This is a genomic window from Paraprevotella clara YIT 11840 (genome assembly GCF_000233955.1).
In the GTDB taxonomy this organism is placed as follows: domain Bacteria; phylum Bacteroidota; class Bacteroidia; order Bacteroidales; family Bacteroidaceae; genus Paraprevotella; species Paraprevotella clara.
Map to the genome: position 1 here is coordinate 20,645 of NZ_JH376595.1, position 18,530 is coordinate 39,174.

The 18,530-nt window shown below is 48.9% G+C and carries 19 protein-coding genes and 1 other RNA gene; 9 read left to right on the forward strand and 11 right to left on the reverse strand.

Translation table 11 applies throughout. The features are described from left to right. Window positions 1-21: 21 nt before the first annotated feature. The 7 genes from HMPREF9441_RS05930 to HMPREF9441_RS05960 all read right to left on the reverse strand — a co-directional run bounded on the left by HMPREF9441_RS05930 (window position 22) and on the right by HMPREF9441_RS05960 (window position 7,088). Window positions 22-639 (reverse strand): DUF4468 domain-containing protein, encoded by a 618-nt coding sequence (locus HMPREF9441_RS05930; RefSeq protein ID WP_230315436.1) that lies wholly within the window; start codon window positions 637-639, stop codon window positions 22-24. A 92-nt stretch (window positions 640-731) separates the two neighbouring features. After that, window positions 732-1,442: a LytR/AlgR family response regulator transcription factor gene (locus HMPREF9441_RS05935; RefSeq protein WP_008619119.1), complete on the reverse strand. Its 711-nt coding sequence runs from the start codon at window positions 1,440-1,442 to the stop codon at window positions 732-734. After that, complete coding sequence (locus HMPREF9441_RS05940; RefSeq protein ID WP_008619121.1) at window positions 1,439-2,512, reverse strand: sensor histidine kinase; 1,074 nt, start codon at window positions 2,510-2,512, stop codon at window positions 1,439-1,441. Before HMPREF9441_RS05940 ends, HMPREF9441_RS05935 begins: the two co-directional genes overlap by 4 nt. Before the next feature lie 6 nt (window positions 2,513-2,518). Beyond that, window positions 2,519-3,757 carry an ABC transporter permease gene (locus HMPREF9441_RS05945; protein ID WP_008619122.1) on the reverse strand — a complete coding sequence of 413 codons (1,239 nt, stop codon included), beginning with the start codon at window positions 3,755-3,757 and terminating at the stop codon, window positions 2,519-2,521. A gap of 12 nt (window positions 3,758-3,769) precedes the next feature. Continuing rightward, complete coding sequence (locus HMPREF9441_RS05950) at window positions 3,770-4,531, reverse strand: ABC transporter ATP-binding protein (protein WP_008619123.1); 762 nt, start codon at window positions 4,529-4,531, stop codon at window positions 3,770-3,772. A 22-nt stretch (window positions 4,532-4,553) separates the two neighbouring features. Beyond that, entirely contained in the window at window positions 4,554-5,720 is a 1,167-nt protein-coding gene (locus HMPREF9441_RS05955; RefSeq protein ID WP_008619124.1) for an efflux RND transporter periplasmic adaptor subunit, read from the reverse strand. 18 nt (window positions 5,721-5,738) lie between these two features. Next, on the reverse strand, window positions 5,739-7,088 hold the full coding sequence (locus tag HMPREF9441_RS05960; RefSeq protein WP_244949645.1) for a TolC family protein: 1,350 nt from the start codon (window positions 7,086-7,088) through the stop codon (window positions 5,739-5,741). A 158-nt stretch (window positions 7,089-7,246) separates the two neighbouring features. Between HMPREF9441_RS05960 and HMPREF9441_RS05965 the strand changes: the two genes are divergently transcribed. After that, window positions 7,247-7,855: a riboflavin synthase gene (locus HMPREF9441_RS05965; RefSeq protein ID WP_008619126.1), complete on the forward strand. Its 609-nt coding sequence runs from the start codon at window positions 7,247-7,249 to the stop codon at window positions 7,853-7,855. A 55-nt stretch (window positions 7,856-7,910) separates the two neighbouring features. Here the strand turns inward: HMPREF9441_RS05965 and HMPREF9441_RS05970 are convergent, their stop codons facing one another. Both HMPREF9441_RS05970 and rnpB read right to left on the reverse strand, forming a co-directional pair. Beyond that, window positions 7,911-9,224: a YihY/virulence factor BrkB family protein gene (locus tag HMPREF9441_RS05970; RefSeq protein ID WP_008619127.1), complete on the reverse strand. Its 1,314-nt coding sequence runs from the start codon at window positions 9,222-9,224 to the stop codon at window positions 7,911-7,913. Between the two features lie 33 nt (window positions 9,225-9,257). After that, window positions 9,258-9,620, reverse strand: an RNA gene (gene rnpB, locus HMPREF9441_RS17385) — RNase P RNA component class A. Between the two features lie 202 nt (window positions 9,621-9,822). Here rnpB and HMPREF9441_RS05975 point away from each other — a divergent pair. From HMPREF9441_RS05975 to HMPREF9441_RS06015, 8 genes are all read left to right on the forward strand, one after another. Then, window positions 9,823-11,295 carry a Do family serine endopeptidase gene (locus tag HMPREF9441_RS05975; protein ID WP_008619128.1) on the forward strand — a complete coding sequence of 491 codons (1,473 nt, stop codon included), beginning with the start codon at window positions 9,823-9,825 and terminating at the stop codon, window positions 11,293-11,295. A 799-nt stretch (window positions 11,296-12,094) separates the two neighbouring features. Then, entirely contained in the window at window positions 12,095-13,345 is a 1,251-nt protein-coding gene (locus tag HMPREF9441_RS05985; protein WP_008619132.1) for a 6-bladed beta-propeller, read from the forward strand. A 150-nt stretch (window positions 13,346-13,495) separates the two neighbouring features. Further along, a complete protein-coding gene (locus tag HMPREF9441_RS05990; RefSeq protein WP_008619133.1) occupies window positions 13,496-14,356 on the forward strand; it encodes a sigma-70 family RNA polymerase sigma factor in 861 nt (286 codons plus the stop codon). Window positions 14,357-14,379: 23 nt separating this feature from the next. Beyond that, window positions 14,380-14,880, forward strand: coding sequence for a hypothetical protein (locus tag HMPREF9441_RS05995; protein ID WP_244949646.1), 501 nt, complete (start codon window positions 14,380-14,382; stop codon window positions 14,878-14,880). Window positions 14,881-14,886: 6 nt separating this feature from the next. After that, a complete protein-coding gene (locus tag HMPREF9441_RS06000) occupies window positions 14,887-15,762 on the forward strand; it encodes a hypothetical protein (protein WP_008619135.1) in 876 nt (291 codons plus the stop codon). Window positions 15,763-15,776: 14 nt separating this feature from the next. Then, entirely contained in the window at window positions 15,777-16,253 is a 477-nt protein-coding gene (locus tag HMPREF9441_RS06005; protein WP_244949647.1) for a S24/S26 family peptidase, read from the forward strand. Then, window positions 16,250-16,519: a PqqD family protein gene (locus HMPREF9441_RS06010; RefSeq protein ID WP_008619137.1), complete on the forward strand. Its 270-nt coding sequence runs from the start codon at window positions 16,250-16,252 to the stop codon at window positions 16,517-16,519. Before HMPREF9441_RS06005 ends, HMPREF9441_RS06010 begins: the two co-directional genes overlap by 4 nt. Window positions 16,520-16,531: 12 nt before the next feature. Next, window positions 16,532-16,891 (forward strand): MmcQ/YjbR family DNA-binding protein, encoded by a 360-nt coding sequence (locus HMPREF9441_RS06015; protein ID WP_008619138.1) that lies wholly within the window; start codon window positions 16,532-16,534, stop codon window positions 16,889-16,891. Between the two features lie 5 nt (window positions 16,892-16,896). On the opposite strand, the gene HMPREF9441_RS06020 is transcribed toward HMPREF9441_RS06015, so the two are convergent. Beyond that, window positions 16,897-17,538, reverse strand: a complete 642-nt coding sequence (locus HMPREF9441_RS06020) for a trimeric intracellular cation channel family protein (protein ID WP_172634923.1) — start codon at window positions 17,536-17,538, stop codon at window positions 16,897-16,899. Between the two features lie 29 nt (window positions 17,539-17,567). After that, complete coding sequence (locus tag HMPREF9441_RS06025; protein WP_008619146.1) at window positions 17,568-18,524, reverse strand: D-2-hydroxyacid dehydrogenase; 957 nt, start codon at window positions 18,522-18,524, stop codon at window positions 17,568-17,570. Window positions 18,525-18,530 lie beyond the last annotated feature (6 nt).

Sequence of the window (18,530 nt, forward strand, 5' to 3'; positions counted from 1 at the left end):
CTCCGGCCATATGGTTCTTTGTTATTCAATGAGTTTCGTGGCCCGGTGTTCTTCTTTCGCCGGTTGCTCAAAAGCGTCGCGTGCTCCGGTGAAGATTTCTTCTACGCGGTCTACCGTTTTACGACGGAACTTGGCAGAACCCCACAGCAACTTGTTTTGAGCCTTGTTGAGGGCGTTGGCATCATTGATCCATTCTTCCGCCTTGTAGGTACGGCCATTATACCCGTCCAAATCTTCCTCATAATAGTAACTGATTTGCGTCAGTTCCATGTGACACTTCCCGTCGGAACATTTTATGGTGAGCAAATAACGGAAACGCGTGCGATCCAAGACGAAAGGTTTCTTCTTGAATATCATCCATTCTTCGAAACGTCCGACCAGCGTACCGGTAGAGGCATCCTCCATAGCCATTTTGGTGCCTTTCATTTGCTGTTCCCCTTTCATTAACTGATTGAGGTAGGCTTTCATCACGTCGTATATCTGCTGTTTGTTTTTGCCTTCCACGGCAAAGGTTTGCTGGAACAGCACTTGTCCGTTCACTTCAGGTACGGCACCGACCAGATATTTACTGTCGTCTCTTTTGGATTTTGCGCAAACCAACATCGGTACGCATAATAACAATAATAGAATTTTTCTCATGGGTTCAATCTTTTTGAAGTTCTGCGCAAATTTAATAAAAGAAAAGCAATATCGGGCAGACGGACCTTCTGTTTTAGTCATTTTTGTACCTTTTATAAGAGATACTTGTTCAAGTAGGCCGTAATATCTGTTTTATAGGTGTCTGAAATGGGGATGCGGGTTTTGCCGAAAATGATTTGTCCCTTATCCAATGTTTTCACTTTGTTCATCTGTACGATGTAAGAGCGGTGTACTCGCATGAATCGGGGAGACGGCAGGCGTTCCTCCATACTTTTCATGCTGATAAGTGTCAGGACAGGGCGAGGGTCGTTTTCCGTATAAATCTTCAGATAGTCTTTTAGTCCTTCGATGTAGAGTATGTCTTCCAACCGGATTTGAACGAGTTTATAGTCGGATTTTACGTAAATAAAGTCCTCTTCACGGGAAGGATTTGCCTGATGTTTCAGTTCAAACCATTCCAAAGCCTTACGGGAGGCAGTCAAGAATTCATTATAGTTAATAGGCTTGAGCAGATAATCCAAAGCGTTGACTTTGAAGCCGTCCAACGCATACTGGTCGAAAGCCGTGGTAAAAACGATACGGGTGTCTTGGGGGAGCATCCGGGATAATTCCAAGCCGTTGAGGTCGGGCATCTGTATGTCCAAAAACAATAAGTCGATGTTCCTGAAGTTGATGTCGTTCAGTGCCATGACGGCACTGTTGTATTTGCCGCATAGTTCCAGGAAAGGTGTTTTGCGGACATAGCTTTCCATCAGTTCCAATGCCAGCGGTTCGTCATCTATGATTACGCATTTAAGAGTCATTTTGTGGTAGTGTGTATCGTTAATATTGATTTGTAGACCGTAGCGTTTTCATCACAGCCTTTGGTCCATTCATATTTGTCGGGATAAATCAGATCTAGACGTTTCTGGACTTGTTCCAGACCGATGCCGCTTCCGCTGATGTCGTTCCTTTGCTTAGGAAAATAAGAATTTTCGATAGAGCAGCTTAGGGTGTCGGGACCGGAGCTGTAGATTTTGATATGTATAAAGCTCGGTTTGACCGGGCTGATGCCGTGTTTGAAGGCATTTTCAAATAAAGATATGAAGATAAGCGGAGCTACCCGGATCGGGTTTTCGCTTGGAATGTCGATATGGAATTGCAAGTCTACATTAGATGACAATCTGATTTTCATCAGTGCCACATAGTTTTTCAGAAATTCCAATTCACGGTTCAGCGGGATGAAATCCTGATTATTGTCGTAAAGCAGATGACGCAACAATCGGCTGAGGTCCTGTACCGCCTGTTGTGCCTTGTCCGTATCGAAGGCAATCAGGGCATAGATGTTGTTCAGGGTGTTCAGCAGAAAATGCGGATTGATCTGGTTGTGCAGGTTTTTCAGTTCGGCTTCAATCCTTTTCAGTTCGGCCTTTTGCCTGCCCAATTCAGCTTCGTGCCATTTTTTACTCATACGGATGGTGGCGGCCAGTGCTGCAATCAGTCCGAACAGAATGAAATCGCGCAAACGAAACAACAGGAAGCCCCAGAATCCCATACTGTTTTTGGGAGGAGGGGGAGTACTGTGAAAATAGGCATTGACCAGCTCAAACCACAGATGGGTGAAGAACAGCATACCGATGCAGAACGCCACATTGGAGAGGACGTAGGCTTTATTTCTTTTATTGAACAGCAGTTGGGGAACAAGCCATATATAATTGAGGTAGAACACCATGGCCATGGCCAAAGGAGGCCCCATCATACGAAACATTTCCTCTTGGCCGGGGCGTTCGTTGGCCCGTCCGATCAGCATCGGTGGCAAACAAAACAGGAACACCCATGCCAAGAGATGGATGAGCAGTTCCTGTGAGTGTTTATAATTCAAGTACCATTTCATAGTCGTTTATTCATACCGGATGGCTTCGATTGGATCCATATTGGCGGCTTTCTTGGCGGGATACCAGCCGAAGAAAATCCCGATAAACGTGCAGACACCGAAACTCATCACGATGCTCCACCATTGGATGAAGATGGGCATATTGGCCGCAACCTTGATGACGTATGCGGCTCCTATACCTAATATGACACCGATCAAGCCTCCCGCGATACTCAATATGGCAGCTTCGATGAGGAACTGGCTCAGGATGTCTATGCCGCGTGCTCCTACAGACATACGGAGTCCGATTTCCTTGGTTCTTTCCGTTACGGATACGTACATGATGTTCATGATGCCTATACCTCCGACAATCAGTGAGATGCCGGCCACGCTACCTAATAAAATCGTCAACAAGTCCATCGTGGAATTCATCATGGAAGAGATTTCTTCTTGGCTTCGGATGGTGAAGTCGTCCACGTCGGCTTCTGTGGTTTCCGTTTCTTCTTTTAAATTATGGTTTTTGCGTAAGATTTCGGTGATTTCCTCGATCGCCATATCCGTGGCATCTTCGGTAACGGCAGAACAGTTGATGCCTTGAAGGTAAGTCACCGCCAGGATGCGTTTCATGACTGTGGTGTAGGGGGCGAGTGCCATGTCGTCTTGGTCCATCCCCCAGGAGTTATAACCTTTGGACTTCAGTACGCCGACCACACGGAACGGGATGGAATTGAACCGCACCACACGTCCGATCGGGCTGCTTCCGTCGGGGAACAGGTTATCCACTACGGTCTGTCCCAACACGCATACCTTGGCGGCCGTTTTGATGTCCTGTTCCGTGAAGAACTCGCCGTCTGCCACTTTACGTTGCTGTATGGTGAGGTAATCTTCGTTGACCCCGTATATGCTGGACGGGGCGTTGTTGTTACCGTAAATGAACTGTCCGGCACTGTTGACCGACGGACTGACGGCTGTCAGGTATTTTGCTTCATTACGTATGCTTTCGTAGTCTTCCAGTTTCAAGGTCTGCATTTCGTCGGCATCCAGACGCACGCCGCCGCGCATATCCGCTCCCGGATGTATCATGATCATATTCGAACCCATTTCCGAGATTTGTTTGCGGATGCTGCGTTTCGAGCCTTGGCCGATGGCCAGCATGGCTATAACCGAGGCCACGCCGATGATGATGCCGAGAGCCGTCAAAAAAGAACGTAGCTTATTGGAAGCAATGGCCTTGAGGGCTATTTTGAAAAGATTGGTCGTATTCATGTATTCCTTTGTTTAATCGTCCTGCGGAAGCGGAAGCTGTGCCAAGGCCTCTGCGGCAGACAGTATGTTGGAGTTCAGGGTGTCTTCCCGTATCAATCCGTCGCGCAATGTGATATTGCGGCTGCTGTATTGGGCTATCTCCGGGTTGTGCGTCACGAAAATGATGGTGCGTCCCATGGCATGAAGTTTTTGGAACAATACCAAAATCTCGAAAGAGGTACGTGTATCCAGATTACCGGTCGCCTCATCGGCCAAGAGTACGGCCGGGTCGTTGACTAATGCCCGGGCGATGGCCACACGTTGCATTTGTCCGCCCGACATTTGGTTGGACTTGTGGTAGAGGCGGTTACCGAGGCCTACCATTTCGAGTGCCTTGACAGCCCGTTCCTTTCTTTCTTTGGCCGAGACGGATGAATTGTACATGAGGGGGAGTTCCACATTCTCTACCGCCGTAGTCTTGGGCAGCAAATTATAGTTTTGGAATACGAAACCGATTTTCCGGTTGCGCAGGACAGCCCGTTCGCGGCGTTTCATGGTGCGGACGTGCACGCCGTCCAATATATATTCTCCCGAAGTGGGCGTATCCAAACAACCTAATTGGTTCAGCAACGTAGATTTGCCGGAACCGGACGTTCCCATGATGGTGACAAATTCCCCTTCTTGAATCTTGAACGACACTCCCCGCAGGGCATGTACCACTTCATCGCCCACGATAAAGTTCCGTTTCACATTCTGTAGCTCTATGACTACTTTTTTCTGTTCGTTTCCTTCCATGATAATGGACTTTTAACCCGGGTTATTTCTTTTCTTTCTTTTTGGGACGTGGCATGAACGGGTTGGTCTCTTCTTCCTGCGGCCCTTCCGGTGCCTTTATTTCCGTCATGGACATTACGACTTGCGTTCCTTGCTTGATGCCTCCCAGGATTTCGGTACGAATGCCGTCTGTCGCTCCTATGTTTACCTTGTGGGCCGTCAGTGTGTTTCCTTCGCGCGTCCAAAGCTTGTTTTTGCCGTCCGTGTCTACGATTTTATACGCTTTGCCCAGTACTTCTTTGGTCGGGGTGAAGCGTAAGGCTTTGGCTTTTACACTCAGTACATTTGTACGTTCCAGTGTGCTGACCGATACGTTGGCTGTCAGTCCGGGTTTCAGTTTGAGGTCGTTGTTCGGTGCGGAAATGACGACTTCGTAGGTGATGACGTTGTCTGTCTCCGTGGCTTCTTGTCTGACTTGTGTCACTTGCCCGTGGAAAGTGTCGTTGGGGTATGCGTCTACGGTAAACGTGACGTTTTGTCCCTCTCTTACACTCCCGATATCTGCTTCGTCGATGTCGGCAATGACACGCATGTCGGTCAAGTCTTTGGCGATGGTGAAAAGGGTAGGCGTCTCGAAACTGGCAGCCACGGTTTGTCCTTCTTCCACTTCCTTGCTCAACACGATACCGTCGATAGGCGAGGTGATAGTGGCATAGCCGATATTGGTTTCGGCCTTCTTCACGCTTTCTTTCGTGGTGTTGTAAGTTTCCAAAGCCTTGCGGTAGTCCAGATAGGCCACTTCGTAATCGTTCCGGCTCACGAGTCCCTTTTCGTTCAGCGTTTTATAGCGTTTGTAATTGGCCGTCTGGTAATCCAGTTCGCTTTTGGCACTCGCCAGATTGGCCCGGGCACTGTTCAATTCACTGTTGAGGGTCGTTTTGTCCAATTCCGCAATGACTTGCCCTTTTTTCACGAGGCTGTTATAGTCCACATATATGTTGCTGATGATGCCGGAGACCTGTGTACCGACTTCTACCTCCGTTACAGGTTCGATGGTTCCTGTGGCGGTCACGCTGTTACGGATGGTATCCGGTTGTACGTCGGTCATTTCAAACTCCACGGGCACACTCTTCTTGGGCCATGCGATTATGGCAATGATTGCTGCGATAGCCACAATGGCGACCGTGATGATAACTTTCTTTTTTTTCATATGGCGTCTGTTATGTTTTTAAAGGTTGATACTTTCTCCTTGATAGAATTTGAGGAGTTGGATATGAAGTAGGGTATTGTATTTGCTTTGCAGGCGGTCTTGTTGCGCGCTCATCAGTTCGTCCCGTCCGTTCATGAGTTCCACGATATTTTTCAGGCCGTTTTTGAACTGCTCGTCCAACAGTTCGTAACTGGTCTGTGCACTTTTGAGTTTGGCATTGGCTGCTACATATTTCTGTTGGTTGTTGTATGCGTTGAGCCAATACTCTTCTACGGTACTGTACAGTTTCTTCTGTTGGTCCTGCAACTGTAGTTCACTGTCCATTTTGTTCAGCCTGGCTTTTTGCACGTTGGTTTTGTTTCGTTTGTTGTCGAAAATAGGGATGGACAGCGTCACACCGGCCGAGGCACTCAGGTTCTGTCTCATTTGTTCCCCTGCCGACTCACGGCTGCCGGAATAGTGGCTGTCACCGATGCCGGCCGTCAGCGAGATGGAGGGGTAATATCCGGCTTTGGCAATGTCGATGTCCAAATCGGCGGCATCGATGCTCAACCGGCTGCTTTGGATTTCCGGACGCAGATTTAATGCTTTCTGGTACACTTCGTTGACACTGGGGATAAGTTGCATCGTTGCTTCATCATTTGTTCCTATACCGGAGATGTCGAACTTACGGTCGTCAGTGATTTCCAACAGTTCTTTCAACTGCCGTTTGTAGTTGTCGATTTGGGTTTGGGTAGCCACGCAGTCGTATTGTGCACTGGCGGCTTGCGATTCCAGTTGGGCAAGGTCGGCTTTAGAAATTTGCCCTTGCTCAAACATCTCCTTTCCGCGTTCAAACTGGCTTTTCGCCGTTTCTTCCATGGCTTTGTTTACGTCCAAGGCATCTTTGGAATAGAGGATTTGCACGTATAACTGGGCTATTTGCTCCTGGATGCTGTTGGCAGTGGTCTGTGTGGCCAAGGCCGAGATTTGGTTTTGTAGCTTTTGCGCCTTGATGTTTTTGCGGTTGGCTCCCCCGTCCCATACGGTCCACGAAGCGTTGAGGCCATAGTTGCCGTTTTCCGTCAATTTGTTAGAGGAACTGTTGGCGATGCCATTGGCTACGATACTGGTCTCCGACTTTTGCAGCGGCCGGTAGTCTATGGCTTGTGTGGTACTGAAAGACAAGCTGGGGAACAGTTCGGCCTTCTTTTGCAGCAGGTCGGCAGCACCCTGTTCTTCCGTAATTTTGTTTTGCTTTAATTGAATGTTATGGGCGATGGCATAGTCGATACATTCTTGCAGTGACCATCGGGTCGAGTCTTGTCCGGCGACGGCCAGAGCCTGAAACACGCACGCGGCATACATCAAATAATTCTTGTAACTCATGAAGTTCATCTTTTTAACTATACAAAAGTACAAAGAATAAAGATGGGGAGGAAATAAATTGTACTATGAGGGATTTTTTTTCGACTGAATCGCTGAATATATCTACTAAAAAGAGTATATTTGAAATTTGAAAGATAACCATAAAACGTGATAGGATTATGTTCTCAGGAATTGTAGAAGAATGTGCCCGGGTCACCGGGATTGTAAAAGAGCAGGAGAATGTGCATTTTACTTTGCAATGCTCTTTTGTGGACGAACTGAAGATAGACCAGAGTGTGGCTCATAACGGCGTGTGCCTTACGGTGGTCCGCATTCAGGACGGTTGTTACACGGTGACGGCGATGAAGGAGACGCTCGACCGTTCGAATCTCGGTCTTTTGAAAGTGGGCGACGAGGTGAATGTGGAACGTTCCATGATGATGAACGGACGGTTGGACGGGCATATCGTGCAGGGGCACGTGGACTGTACGGCCGAGTGTGTGTCGGTCGAGGACGCTGAGGGGAGTTATGTCTATACTTTCCGCCATGCTTTTGATGCCGGGATGGTGAAGAGGGGCTATTTTTGTGTGGATAAAGGTTCGGTGACCGTCAACGGCGTGAGCCTCACGGTATGCCATCCCACAAAAGATACTTTTCAGGTTTGCATAATTCCTTATACGTATGAGCATACCAATTTCCATTCTTTGAAACCGGGTTCTGTGGTCAACCTTGAATTCGATATCATCGGCAAGTATCTGAGCCGCATGACGAACCTGCTCGAAGAATAGGACGCCGGCTTTTGTTTTGTATCGGCCGTAAAAGCCGTATGACGCCCATTCTCGCTCAAATATCTTTGAGCAGGATGGGTTTCTCCTTATTTATATATCGCGCGCGTAGTTCGCGTATGGTTTCCCATTCCGTATTGTTCCGGTGGATGGCTGCCGGAGTGAATTTGTCGCCATAATTGTCTATCCGTTCCAACAGCAGGTTTACAGTCAGATGGTTGATGTCTTCGGCCGGGGCAAAGCGCACGGCGGCATCTTCGTTCGTTCTGTCGAAAACCAACAGGTGCATCCGGTTCAGTTCGTGGGTCAGGCGGCCGACCACTCCCGACGGGAGGTTCGTTTCTACCGAAAGCCCCTTCACGGTGTAGCCCTCCATACCTTTTTCAAACCGTTTGCACACTTTCGACATGATGAGGATGAGCAGCACGTCGTGGTAGCTGCGGCTTATCTTATGGATGTCTTTGATGTAGTAATAGCTTCTCAGGTTTTGGTTGGCGTAAGAAAGTTGGGCGCCGAAGAGACAGATAATCCATGAGAAATTGACCCACAGCATGAACATGGGCAAGGCTGCGAACGACCCGTAAATGGCATTGTAACTGGACACCCATATCTGGGAATGGATGTAGAAATATTGAAGGAACTGGAACGCCGTGCCGGCGATGAAACCCGGAAGGATGGCATTCCGGAAACGGATGTCCGTATTGGGCATGTACATGTAGAGGGCTGTGAAGAGCAGACCGCTCAGGGCATACGGAGACAGTTTGATGAGAATTTTCACCGTCGTGCTGAGCACCATGAAATTCGGATAGTCTTGTGCGATGGTAGCCAGGAATATGGAAAGGCCGCTGCTGATGATGATCAGGATGGGCAGAAGAAGGAAGACGCTGATATAGTCCGTTATCTGACGGTAAATGGACCGTTGGTTTTTCACGTTCCAAATGCTGTTCAGGGCGATTTCGATGTTGGCGGTCAGTTGGACGACGGTGTACAACAATAAAAGCAGGCCGAAACCGATGAAGATTCCGCTTTGCGTATGCTCGAGGTATGAATTGATGAAATTGAGCACCATGTCGGCAAACTGTTGGTTGACGCTCAGGTTGCTTTTGATTTTCTCTTCGATGATGGAACCGTATCCCAATCCCCGGCCGATGGCAAAAATGATGGCCAGGATGGGTACGGTGGCCAGTATGGTGGAGTAGGTCAGGGCCGAAGCGTGGCTGTTCAGATGCTTGGACAGGTAGCATTCAGCCGTGAGCACCAATTTGCGGAGGGCGTTGAATGCATATTTTTTGACCGGTGAAAACTTTTCTTCATTGATGAACCATATTTTGTGCGTGAAGAAGAATTCCAATTGATGTATGTTGTACGGCATAGGCTTTTCATGTTAAAAGGTGATGAAAAAAGAAAAAGCAGTCGGCCTGTAAGCCGGGTTCTGTACCTCGTATGAAACGAAGTGCTTGCCATTTATCCACGCCTTGCGTCACCGTAAGGCTCTATCGTTCTACCCTCCGGCTCGGGCGGGCCGCCCTCTCTTGTGGCGCCGGTATACGCGAACTTTCAACTTCCAGAATGCACGGCCCGGATGTCGCCATCCGGCCGGTGGGCTCTTACCCCGCCTTCTCACCCTTACCGTCCTTGCGGACGGCGGTTCTTTTCTTCTGCACGCTCTAACCCTCGCGGATTACTTCCCGTTAAGAAGTGGAATGCCCTGTGTTGCCCGGACTTTCCTCTCCCGGCCGAAACCGGCAGCGGCAAGCCGGCCTACTGCTTTGATGTCACAAAAGTACTTCTTTTTTTCGAGCTGACAAAATGCAGGTCAACGAATGTAAAAATGTCGGTGTCCGATTTTAATCGCTGTTAATGGGAAAGATTTCTCTGTTAAAAGATAGCAAAAAGGAAACTGAAAGGATACATTGCAAGTCCTTTGGCGTTACTTTTGTGCAAGTTTATTACGAAAAGAATCATTTAGTATGAACAATATGACAACAGAAACAATGAAAGAGACAACAAGAAAGGTATTGGGAACAGCCGCCCTTTTCATAGGCAGCTTTTGTGTGATGGGATGTGTGGAGACACCGGTTAAGGCACAGCCTTCGGCCGCCCCTTCCGGATTAGTGGATCTGACCCAGGCTGCGGAGACGTCCGTCAACGCAGTGGTATATATCAAGGTGACGACGAACAGTAAGACGAAGACCGTGGATGTGCAGGATCCGTTCTCCGACTTCTTCGGCGATTTCTTCGGATTCGGGGGCGGAGGCCGCCAACAGCGGCAAATACAGACTCCGAAACGTGAAGGTTCAGGTTCGGGAGTGATTATTTCTTCCGACGGTTATATCGTGACCAACAACCACGTGGTGAGCGAGGCGGACGAATTGTTGGTGAAGCTGAACGACAACCGCGAATTCAAGGGGCGCATTATCGGTACGGACGAGCAGACCGATTTGGCTTTGATTAAGATAGAAGGAAAGGACTTTCCGACGTTGCCTATCGGCAATTCCGATGACTTGAAGTTGGGAGAGTGGGTCTTGGCCGTGGGCAATCCCTTCAACCTGACTTCTACGGTGACGGCCGGTATCGTCAGTGCAAAGGCCCGTTCGATGGGTGCCAATTCCATAGAAAGCTTCATCCAGACGGATGCCGCCATCAACCGTGGTAATTCCGGCGGCGCGTTGGTCAATGCACGTGGCGAGTTGGTCGGCATCAATGCGATGATTTATTCCCAGACGGGTTCTTATACCGGTTATGGTTTTGCCATCCCGACGACCATCATGAACAAGGTTGTGGCCGACTTGAAGGAATTCGGTGTCGTACAACGTGCCCAATTAGGCGTGATGGGTAATGATGTGACTCGGTACATCGATGACGAGAAATCCAAGGGCAATGATGTAGATTTGGGTACGGTAAACGGCGTTTATGTGGCCGAAGTGCAGGACAACTCCACAGCTTCCGAGGCCGGGTTGCGCAAGGGCGACGTGGTCATTGCTGTCAACGGTAAGGATGTAAAGAAGATGGCCGAGTTGCAGGAAGCCATCAGTACGATGCGTCCGGGCGACAAGGTGAAAATCACTTATATGCGTAACAAGAAGAAAGACACCGTGACAGCCGTGTTGCGCAACGCGCAAGGCAACACCAAGGTGTTGGAACAAATGGATATGGACCAGTTCGGGGCAGCCTTGAAGCCTTTGGACAGCGAGACCAAACGCCAGTTGAACTTGCCGAACGGTTTGGAGGTCGTAGCCGTGAAGAAAGGCAAAATGGCGGATGCCGGAGTAGAGAAAGGTTGGATTATCCTGCAAGTGAACGACAGGCCTATGAACACGATGGAAGATTTTGAAGAGGCTGTAAAAGAAGCCAACCGTTCTTCCGACCGTATCCTGTGGATTCGTGCCGTGACGCAAAGCGGACGGTTGAGAAGCGCAGTGGTGGAATTGGATGAGAAATAAACGGTGACGGGCTGACAGGCCTGGCTTGAAAGTCCGTCCCATCTTAGACAGAAGAACATAAGGACAAAGGAAGTTTGCGCCAGCAAGAAAATATCTGTTCTTATGTTCTTCTGTCTTGTTTTTATCTTTTTGACAATATGTCAACCTGCCTTTTGCGAGATTCGGCTATTCGTGAGCCGTGGCGGACGTGCACGGAAATACGCGAATCTCGTGCATTGTGTCGGGAGCAACGTGTAAGCGTTTCATGCCTTCTTTGTGCCATGGTGCCGGGACGAAAGGCCGCTCTTGCCGCAAGCGGAAAGGGGGAGTGTAAGTTCGGAGCGTGTCCGGCCTGTCGTTTTGACATCTTTCTTTTGTCGGTGGGAACGTGCCGAATAGAGAAAAAACGGGCTTCAACAGCCTCTCCGGACTTCATTTTCAAGAAGGTTTTCGGCCGATAAGCGGAGGCCGTCTCCAAAATCTGCGGAGAAAAAAATTGTTTTCTCAGCCGAATGATTTTTCGTTCGCCTGAGATTGACGTGTGTTTTGGATTAAAAAAACAAAATAACGGGCTTGAAGTGTAAAAAGATGTATTTGATTTAATTCTAAAATGTGCGGAACGCGTGGTTTTTCATCCCGGAAAGATGGATAAGAGCTTTCGTTTTGTCAGTAAAAATGTGTAAAGGATGGCAGGATGAAAGTTTTGTCCCTGTCGCGTCAAAGACCTACGAAAATTCGGAGTGAAGAATGTAAGAGAGAAACCGGTTGCTTCGGTTTGATGTTTTGTATATATTTGTAAGTCACTTTATAATGGGTCGTTATGAGGAAGATTGGTAAGATGGTATCGGGGGCGGCTGTGCTGTTGATGTTGGCGGCGGCATGCGGGGGAAAGGAAGGACGTGGTGCGGATTTTTCGGAAGGGAAGAATCGCGATATAGAGGTGATAGACATCGACAAGGCCAAGCGAGAGAAAGCTTTGCTGTATTCTTCCATATTGGAAGAGCCGGACGTGATAGTCTTGGAAACCAAGCCGGAATGTATTATTCAGGACGTTTCTGCCATAGATATATATGAAGGTAATATCTATATTTTGGATGATGAAGTGCCTGCCTTGTACGTATTCCGGCGAGACGGTACTTTTTTAAGGCGGATAGGCCACCAAGGCCGGGGGCACGGGGAATACCGTGAGCCTTCGGATTTTTCCATAGACCGCGAAAACGGTATCTTATACCTTTGGGACGGGGCTTTGTGCATGGCGCATAAATACAGTCTGCGAACCTATGAATATCTCTCTTCGGTAAGGACGAAGCGGAGCGGCTATCAGAGTTTTTGCATGCAGTATATCGGCGGCAAGTTGTACGTGAACCGGACATCGTTGGATGCGGATGCCGGGAATTACCTGTTGATGGAAATAGACGAGAAGACGGGAGTGCAGACCGATTCCTGCCTGAAGGCTGACGATTACAACCGGGGGTGGAATTTTGCTTTGAGATTACCTTTTAGTTTCTTTTACTCCAAAAATACGGATGCGCCTAAGTATGTGGAAATGTTTTCCGATACGATTGTGGCTGTCACAAAAGAGGGAATCAAGCCGTATTGTGTAGTGAAAAGTGAGGATTTTGTTTCAAAGAAACGGATGAAAAAACTTATCAGGGACTGCGGTCCGGGGGAAGAGTTTAATTATAATGTCTCCGATTTGCATGAGGAGGATTGTATATTCTGCATTTCCCGCTTTGTGGAGTTGGATGGAATGCTATCGTTCCAATATATGAAGGGAGGGGACAGGCGTTATCTCCTTCACGATTTGAATACGAAAGAGACTTGGGTGGCGCCATCCTTTAAGGAGGACTATCTCTTCGAGAACAACAATATTCCCTTAGACATGTGTTACAGCGATGAGGAAGGCGTCCTGTCCGTCCTGCGCGTAGATTTTATTCCCTATTTTATCAAGAATGTCATCGACAAAGGGCGTTTGAATCCGAAAATCGACGAGTATGAAAAACTGATGGGGATAAAGGAAGATTCCAATCCGGTGTTGTTCTTTCACAAGTACAAATCAAGGAGCAAATGAACGGGTCGCGGTGCTCCGGACGGACAGAAGGTCGGGTTTCGGGCTTGGTTAAAGCGGAAATCCGGGCAGGCCGATTAATATTTATGCAAATATTTACGGCTTAATCCGGATTTTTTTGGTAACTTTGTGCGTTTAATATGTAGTAGGAGAATGAGACAGTTAAAGATTACCAAAAGTATCACCAATCGTGAGAGCGCTTCGCTTGACAAGTATTTGCAGGAAATCGGCCGTGAGGATCTGATTACGGTAGAAGAAGAAGTGGAATTGGCACAGCGCATTCGCAAAGGTGATCGTGTAGCACTCGAAAAACTGACACGTGCCAATCTGCGTTTCGTGGTTTCAGTGGCCAAACAGTATCAGAACCAAGGACTGAGTTTGCCGGACTTGATCAATGAGGGCAACTTGGGCTTGATAAAAGCTGCTGAGAAGTTCGACGAAACCCGCGGATTTAAGTTCATCAGTTACGCGGTGTGGTGGATTCGCCAGTCCATTCTTCAGGCTTTGGCGGAGCAGAGCCGTATCGTACGTTTGCCCTTGAACCAGGTAGGTTCACTGAATAAGATAAGTAAGGCATTCAGCAAGTTCGAGCAGGAGAATGAGCGCCGTCCGAGTCCGGAGGAGCTTGCCGACGAGCTGGAGATTCCGGTAGACAAGATTTCCGATACCTTGAAGGTGAGCGGACGCCATATTTCGGTGGATGCCCCGTTTGTGGAAGGAGAGGACAACAGTTTGTTGGATGTGTTGGTCAATGACGATTCTCCGATGGCGGACCGTACGTTGGTCAACGAGTCTCTCTCGCGTGAGATTGACCGTGCGTTGTCCACGCTTTCCGAACGCGAAAAGGAAATCATCCAAATGTTTTTCGGTATCAACCACCAGGAAATGACGTTGGAGGAAATCGGTGACAAATTCAATCTTACGCGTGAGCGCGTGCGCCAAATCAAGGAGAAAGCTATCCGGCGTTTGCGTCAGAACACGAAGAGTAAATTATTGAAGTCTTATCTCGGCTGATGCCGTGCGGAAGGGGTGGAATGATGAACTTGAACTTTAAACATTGGGGGCTGTTGGCCTGCTTGTTGGGGCTTGTAGGGATGTCTTTATCCGCGAAGGTGGAGCGGACTACGGTGTATATCTTCGGATTTTCGGCGTCTTTCACGGATTCGGTGGCATACATTACGGATGTCCAGCAATTGGATAGTGCTTACATCGAGACGAAGTATGATTTCCTGATGGACCGTGTGGTATACAGCGACCAGTTGCAGACCTATCTGGAAGCGGTAAAGCAAATGCCGAATTCTACATGCACAGTCTTTTTCCATACGAAAAAGAACAAGCTGATGGAAGAATATAATAAGATAAGGAAGCGTTATAGCGGTGACGAAAGTGTGATGTTGAAAGAGCTGACAGACGGAGGCTTTAAGTTCCAATCGCCTGTTTACGAGCCGCCGGTCAAAGTCACGCCTGAACCGGTTGAATCTAAGGCGACGAAAAAAGAAAAGAGACGGAAAGCTTCCAAGGATAAGCAGGAAAAATAGAAACAGATGGAATACCAGTATAATATTGCGGGGCATCTGTGCCGGATTGTTTTCTGCGATGCAGGAAATGACAGCAGTTTGTTGCCTTCTTTTTCGCCATTCGAGAGCGAAGAAGAAGGCAATTTGTTATTTTGCCTCTCGGTGGATGATGCTTTTCGTTGGCCGGTGACGGGAGAAGAAGTCGGACAGTTCGATTGCGGTGGCAACAACTTCGGGGTTTACCGCCTGCCGGACGGGAGTTATCAATTTGAAATCTGCGATGAAAAGAAGGCCTTGTGTTGCTATTTGCAGGCTAACGCCGATTTTTCGGATTGTACGGCTGCTTTGGTGGCAGAGAGCGAAGCTGGGCGTAGGTTCGGGTTGAACAATGCCCTCATGTTGGTGTATGCCTTTGCTTCCGCACCGTATGCCACGTTGCTGATGCATGCTTCCGTAATCCGCAATGACGGCCGGGGATATTTGTTTTTAGGTAAGAGCGGGACGGGGAAGAGTACGCATACACGGTTGTGGTTGAGCCACATCCCGGGCTCTGACCTGATGAACGATGACAATCCGGTGGTGAGAGTGGTGGAGGGGATGGTCTATGTCTACGGTTCTCCCTGGAGCGGGAAAACACCTTGTTACCGCCGGGTGTCTGCGCCAGTGGGAGCTTTTGTACAGTTGCGGCAATGTCCGGAAAACACGATTCGGAAAGAGAGCGTATTGGAAAGTTTTGCCTCGCTCTTGCCGTCCGTATCGACCATGAAATGGGATCGCCGTATTCATTCGGCGCATTGCGACACCATTTCGGACATCATCCGCCTTTCGCCGATATACCTTTTAGGATGCAGGCCGGATGAAGAAGCGGCCAGACTGAGTTTTCATACATTGACGGGACGATGAACAAGAGGGAGAATATGGACGAAATGGCGGTACGCCGGATGGAAGTCCCTAATGCCGTGTTGTTGGAACAGGTGAAAGAAGCTATCCGTGAGGGGCATACGGCGACTATCAATGTAAAAGGTTACAGTATGCGTCCCTTTTTGGAGCATTGCAGGGATAAGGTGCGTTTGGCATCGTTCACGGATTTGAAAGTGGGCGATGCCGTGTTGGCCGAATTTTCGCCGGATAAATATGTCTTGCATCGTATCATAGAGATTGATGGAGATGTCGTGGTGATGATGGGGGACGGTAACCTGAGGCACAAAGAGATTTGTTGCAAGGAGGATATAGTCGGGATTGTCACGCACTATATCCGGCGGGGCAAGACGATACCGGCATCCGACCCACGCCTGCAACGTCGCGTGCGGATGTGGCACAAGCTTCTGCCTGTGCGCCGTTATCTGTTATACATATATAGGATTAATCTTAAATTATCAAATTGGCTAAAATGAGAATCAAGGATGGTTTTGAACTGCGTGAGATTTGTGGGGAACATGTGATTCTGTCGCATGGGATGGACAATATTGATTTCAGCAAGATTATTTCGCTGAATGAAACAGCGGCTTTCTTGTGGAAAGAGGCTGTGGGAAAAGAAGAAATCAGCGAAGAAGAACTGACGGCCACCTTGTTGGAGGCGTATGAGGTGGACGAGGAGACGGCTCGTAAGGATGTGGCGCAGGTGCTTGCCAAATGGAGAGAAATCGGGCTGTTGGCCTAATCGGACGGAACTATGGATATAGAACAAATCAGGGCATACTGCCTCAGTAAGCCTCATGCCACGGAAGATTTCCCTTTCGATGAAACCACGCTGGTCTTTCGGGTCATGAATAAGATTTTTGCCAGTATCGGTTTGGACAATGTGGATTGGTTTTGCCTGAAGTGCGATCCGGAGTATGCCATAGAGTTGCGTGAGCATTACACGGGGATTACGGGGGCATGGCATTGGAACAAGAAATATTGGAATCAGATTGCCATTACGCATGGCGACGTGCCCGATGCCTTGATACGTAGCCTGATAGACCATTCGTACAATGAGGTGGTAAAGAAGTTGCCCCGCAAGCTTCGTGACCAGTTGAAGGAGGAGGAATAACGGACTTATTCCTCCTTGTGGTCTTCACCTTTCAGTATGGGGAGTTGCCAATGGTATTTTACGGCCAACGTACGGATGGATATGACGATGATGGCGGAAAGGATGGCATTGACTTCGGCCTGAAGTCCCACAGAATAACCTATAATATAAACGATACCGCCGGCAATGCAGGCCATGGCATAAATGTCTTTGCGGAAAACGAGCGGTACTTCGTTAATCAGTATGTCCCGGATGACACCACCGGCGGCTCCTGTCACGCAACCCATGATAACGGCTGTCCAGACAGGGTATCCCATGTTCAGTGTCTTTTCCAACCCCGTGATATTGAATAAGGCCAGACCGATGGTATCAAAGATAAACCAGGTGCTTTGTTGCCGTATGATTTTCTTTCCGAACAATATGACATAAAGTAGGGAAAGGCCGCAACAGATGATATACACGGGATTCGTCATCCAGAACGGAGGAATGCCCAGCATGATGTCGCGTATCGTACCGCCACCGACTGCCGTGGCCGTGCCTACGATATAAGCTCCGAACCAGTCGAACTGTTTGGCCGAAGCCAGACGGATACCCGAGATGGCAAATGCCATAGTTCCGATAAACTCTATCACGACGAAAGAGACCGGAAGCCGGAGGGTGGTCCCCATGACTTGCAGGAGGTGCAGGAGGTTTTCGGTCATGGATTCACGACGTTTTGCGGTTTTCCTTCAAGGAATGCGCGGATGTTTCGTTCACAGATGTCCATGAGTCTCAGGCGGGCTTCCCGTGTGGCCCAAGCGATATGCGGGGTGAGGTAGGCATTAGGAGCCGAAAGCAGGGGATGGTCTGCCGAAGGCGGTTCGGTGCTTGTCACGTCTGCACCGTATGCGGCAAGGGTATTGTTTCTCAGGGCTTCGGCTACCGCCTCTTCGTCCACTAACGGGCCGCGTCCGGTATTGATAAGGATGGCTCCCGGTTTCATAAGCGCCAAGGTGTGTGGGTTCACCAAATGGTGAGTCTCCGGGGTGAGCGGACAGTTCAGGCTGATGACATCGCACGCGGAGAACAGCTCTTCCATTTTGGACTTCCGGATGTCGGTACCCAACTGAAGAGGGCTTTTGGAGGTGCAGGCATATACTTCCATGCCGAAAGCCAAGGCTATGCGTGCGGTAGCCATGCCGGTATGTCCGAGTCCCACGATACCCATTTTCTTACCGGACAGTTCCATGAGGGGCGTGTCCCAATAGCAAAAGTCCGGATTGCGGCTCCAACGTCCCTTGCGGTTTTCTTCGGCATAATGTTCCACGCGGTTGGTAATGGCCAACAGGAGGGCGAAGACCATTTGGGCTACCGAACGGGTACTGTATGCCGGGATGTTGCAAACGGGAATCCCGTGTTTGCGGGCAGCTTCGATGTCTACCACGTTGTAGCCCGTAGCCAATATGCCGATATATTTCAGATCCGGCAAACGGTCGATGTGTTCGACTGTGATGAGGGTCTTGTTCGTTAACAAGATATCCGCTCCTTCGGCGTGTGCATAAAATTCTTCGGCCGAAGTCCGTGGAAACACTGTCAGTTCTCCTAATTGTGCGATAGGCTCCCAAGAAAGGTCGCCGGGGTTTAAGCCGTAGCCGTCTAATACAGTTATTTTCATAGGTTT

Excerpts from the sequence above, each read along its gene's own strand:
- HMPREF9441_RS05930 (WP_230315436.1), bottom strand. The coding sequence starts at position 639 with ATGAGAAAAATTCTATTATTGTTATTATGCGTACCGATGTTGGTTTGC.
- HMPREF9441_RS05935 (WP_008619119.1), bottom strand. The coding sequence starts at position 1,442 with ATGACTCTTAAATGCGTAATCATAGATGACGAACCGCTGGCATTGGAA.
- HMPREF9441_RS05940 (WP_008619121.1), bottom strand. The coding sequence starts at position 2,512 with ATGAAATGGTACTTGAATTATAAACACTCACAGGAACTGCTCATCCAT.
- HMPREF9441_RS05945 (WP_008619122.1), bottom strand. The coding sequence starts at position 3,757 with ATGAATACGACCAATCTTTTCAAAATAGCCCTCAAGGCCATTGCTTCC.
- HMPREF9441_RS05950 (WP_008619123.1), bottom strand. The coding sequence starts at position 4,531 with ATGGAAGGAAACGAACAGAAAAAAGTAGTCATAGAGCTACAGAATGTG.
- HMPREF9441_RS05955 (WP_008619124.1), bottom strand. The coding sequence starts at position 5,720 with ATGAAAAAAAAGAAAGTTATCATCACGGTCGCCATTGTGGCTATCGCA.
- HMPREF9441_RS05960 (WP_244949645.1), bottom strand. The coding sequence starts at position 7,088 with ATGAGTTACAAGAATTATTTGATGTATGCCGCGTGCGTGTTTCAGGCT.
- HMPREF9441_RS05965 (WP_008619126.1), top strand. The coding sequence starts at position 7,247 with ATGTTCTCAGGAATTGTAGAAGAATGTGCCCGGGTCACCGGGATTGTA.
- HMPREF9441_RS05970 (WP_008619127.1), bottom strand. The coding sequence starts at position 9,224 with ATGCCGTACAACATACATCAATTGGAATTCTTCTTCACGCACAAAATA.
- HMPREF9441_RS05975 (WP_008619128.1), top strand. The coding sequence starts at position 9,823 with ATGAACAATATGACAACAGAAACAATGAAAGAGACAACAAGAAAGGTA.
- HMPREF9441_RS05985 (WP_008619132.1), top strand. The coding sequence starts at position 12,095 with ATGAGGAAGATTGGTAAGATGGTATCGGGGGCGGCTGTGCTGTTGATG.
- HMPREF9441_RS05990 (WP_008619133.1), top strand. The coding sequence starts at position 13,496 with ATGAGACAGTTAAAGATTACCAAAAGTATCACCAATCGTGAGAGCGCT.
- HMPREF9441_RS05995 (WP_244949646.1), top strand. The coding sequence starts at position 14,380 with ATGAACTTGAACTTTAAACATTGGGGGCTGTTGGCCTGCTTGTTGGGG.
- HMPREF9441_RS06000 (WP_008619135.1), top strand. The coding sequence starts at position 14,887 with ATGGAATACCAGTATAATATTGCGGGGCATCTGTGCCGGATTGTTTTC.
- HMPREF9441_RS06005 (WP_244949647.1), top strand. The coding sequence starts at position 15,777 with ATGGACGAAATGGCGGTACGCCGGATGGAAGTCCCTAATGCCGTGTTG.
- HMPREF9441_RS06010 (WP_008619137.1), top strand. The coding sequence starts at position 16,250 with ATGAGAATCAAGGATGGTTTTGAACTGCGTGAGATTTGTGGGGAACAT.
- HMPREF9441_RS06015 (WP_008619138.1), top strand. The coding sequence starts at position 16,532 with ATGGATATAGAACAAATCAGGGCATACTGCCTCAGTAAGCCTCATGCC.
- HMPREF9441_RS06020 (WP_172634923.1), bottom strand. The coding sequence starts at position 17,538 with ATGGGGACCACCCTCCGGCTTCCGGTCTCTTTCGTCGTGATAGAGTTT.
- HMPREF9441_RS06025 (WP_008619146.1), bottom strand. The coding sequence starts at position 18,524 with ATGAAAATAACTGTATTAGACGGCTACGGCTTAAACCCCGGCGACCTT.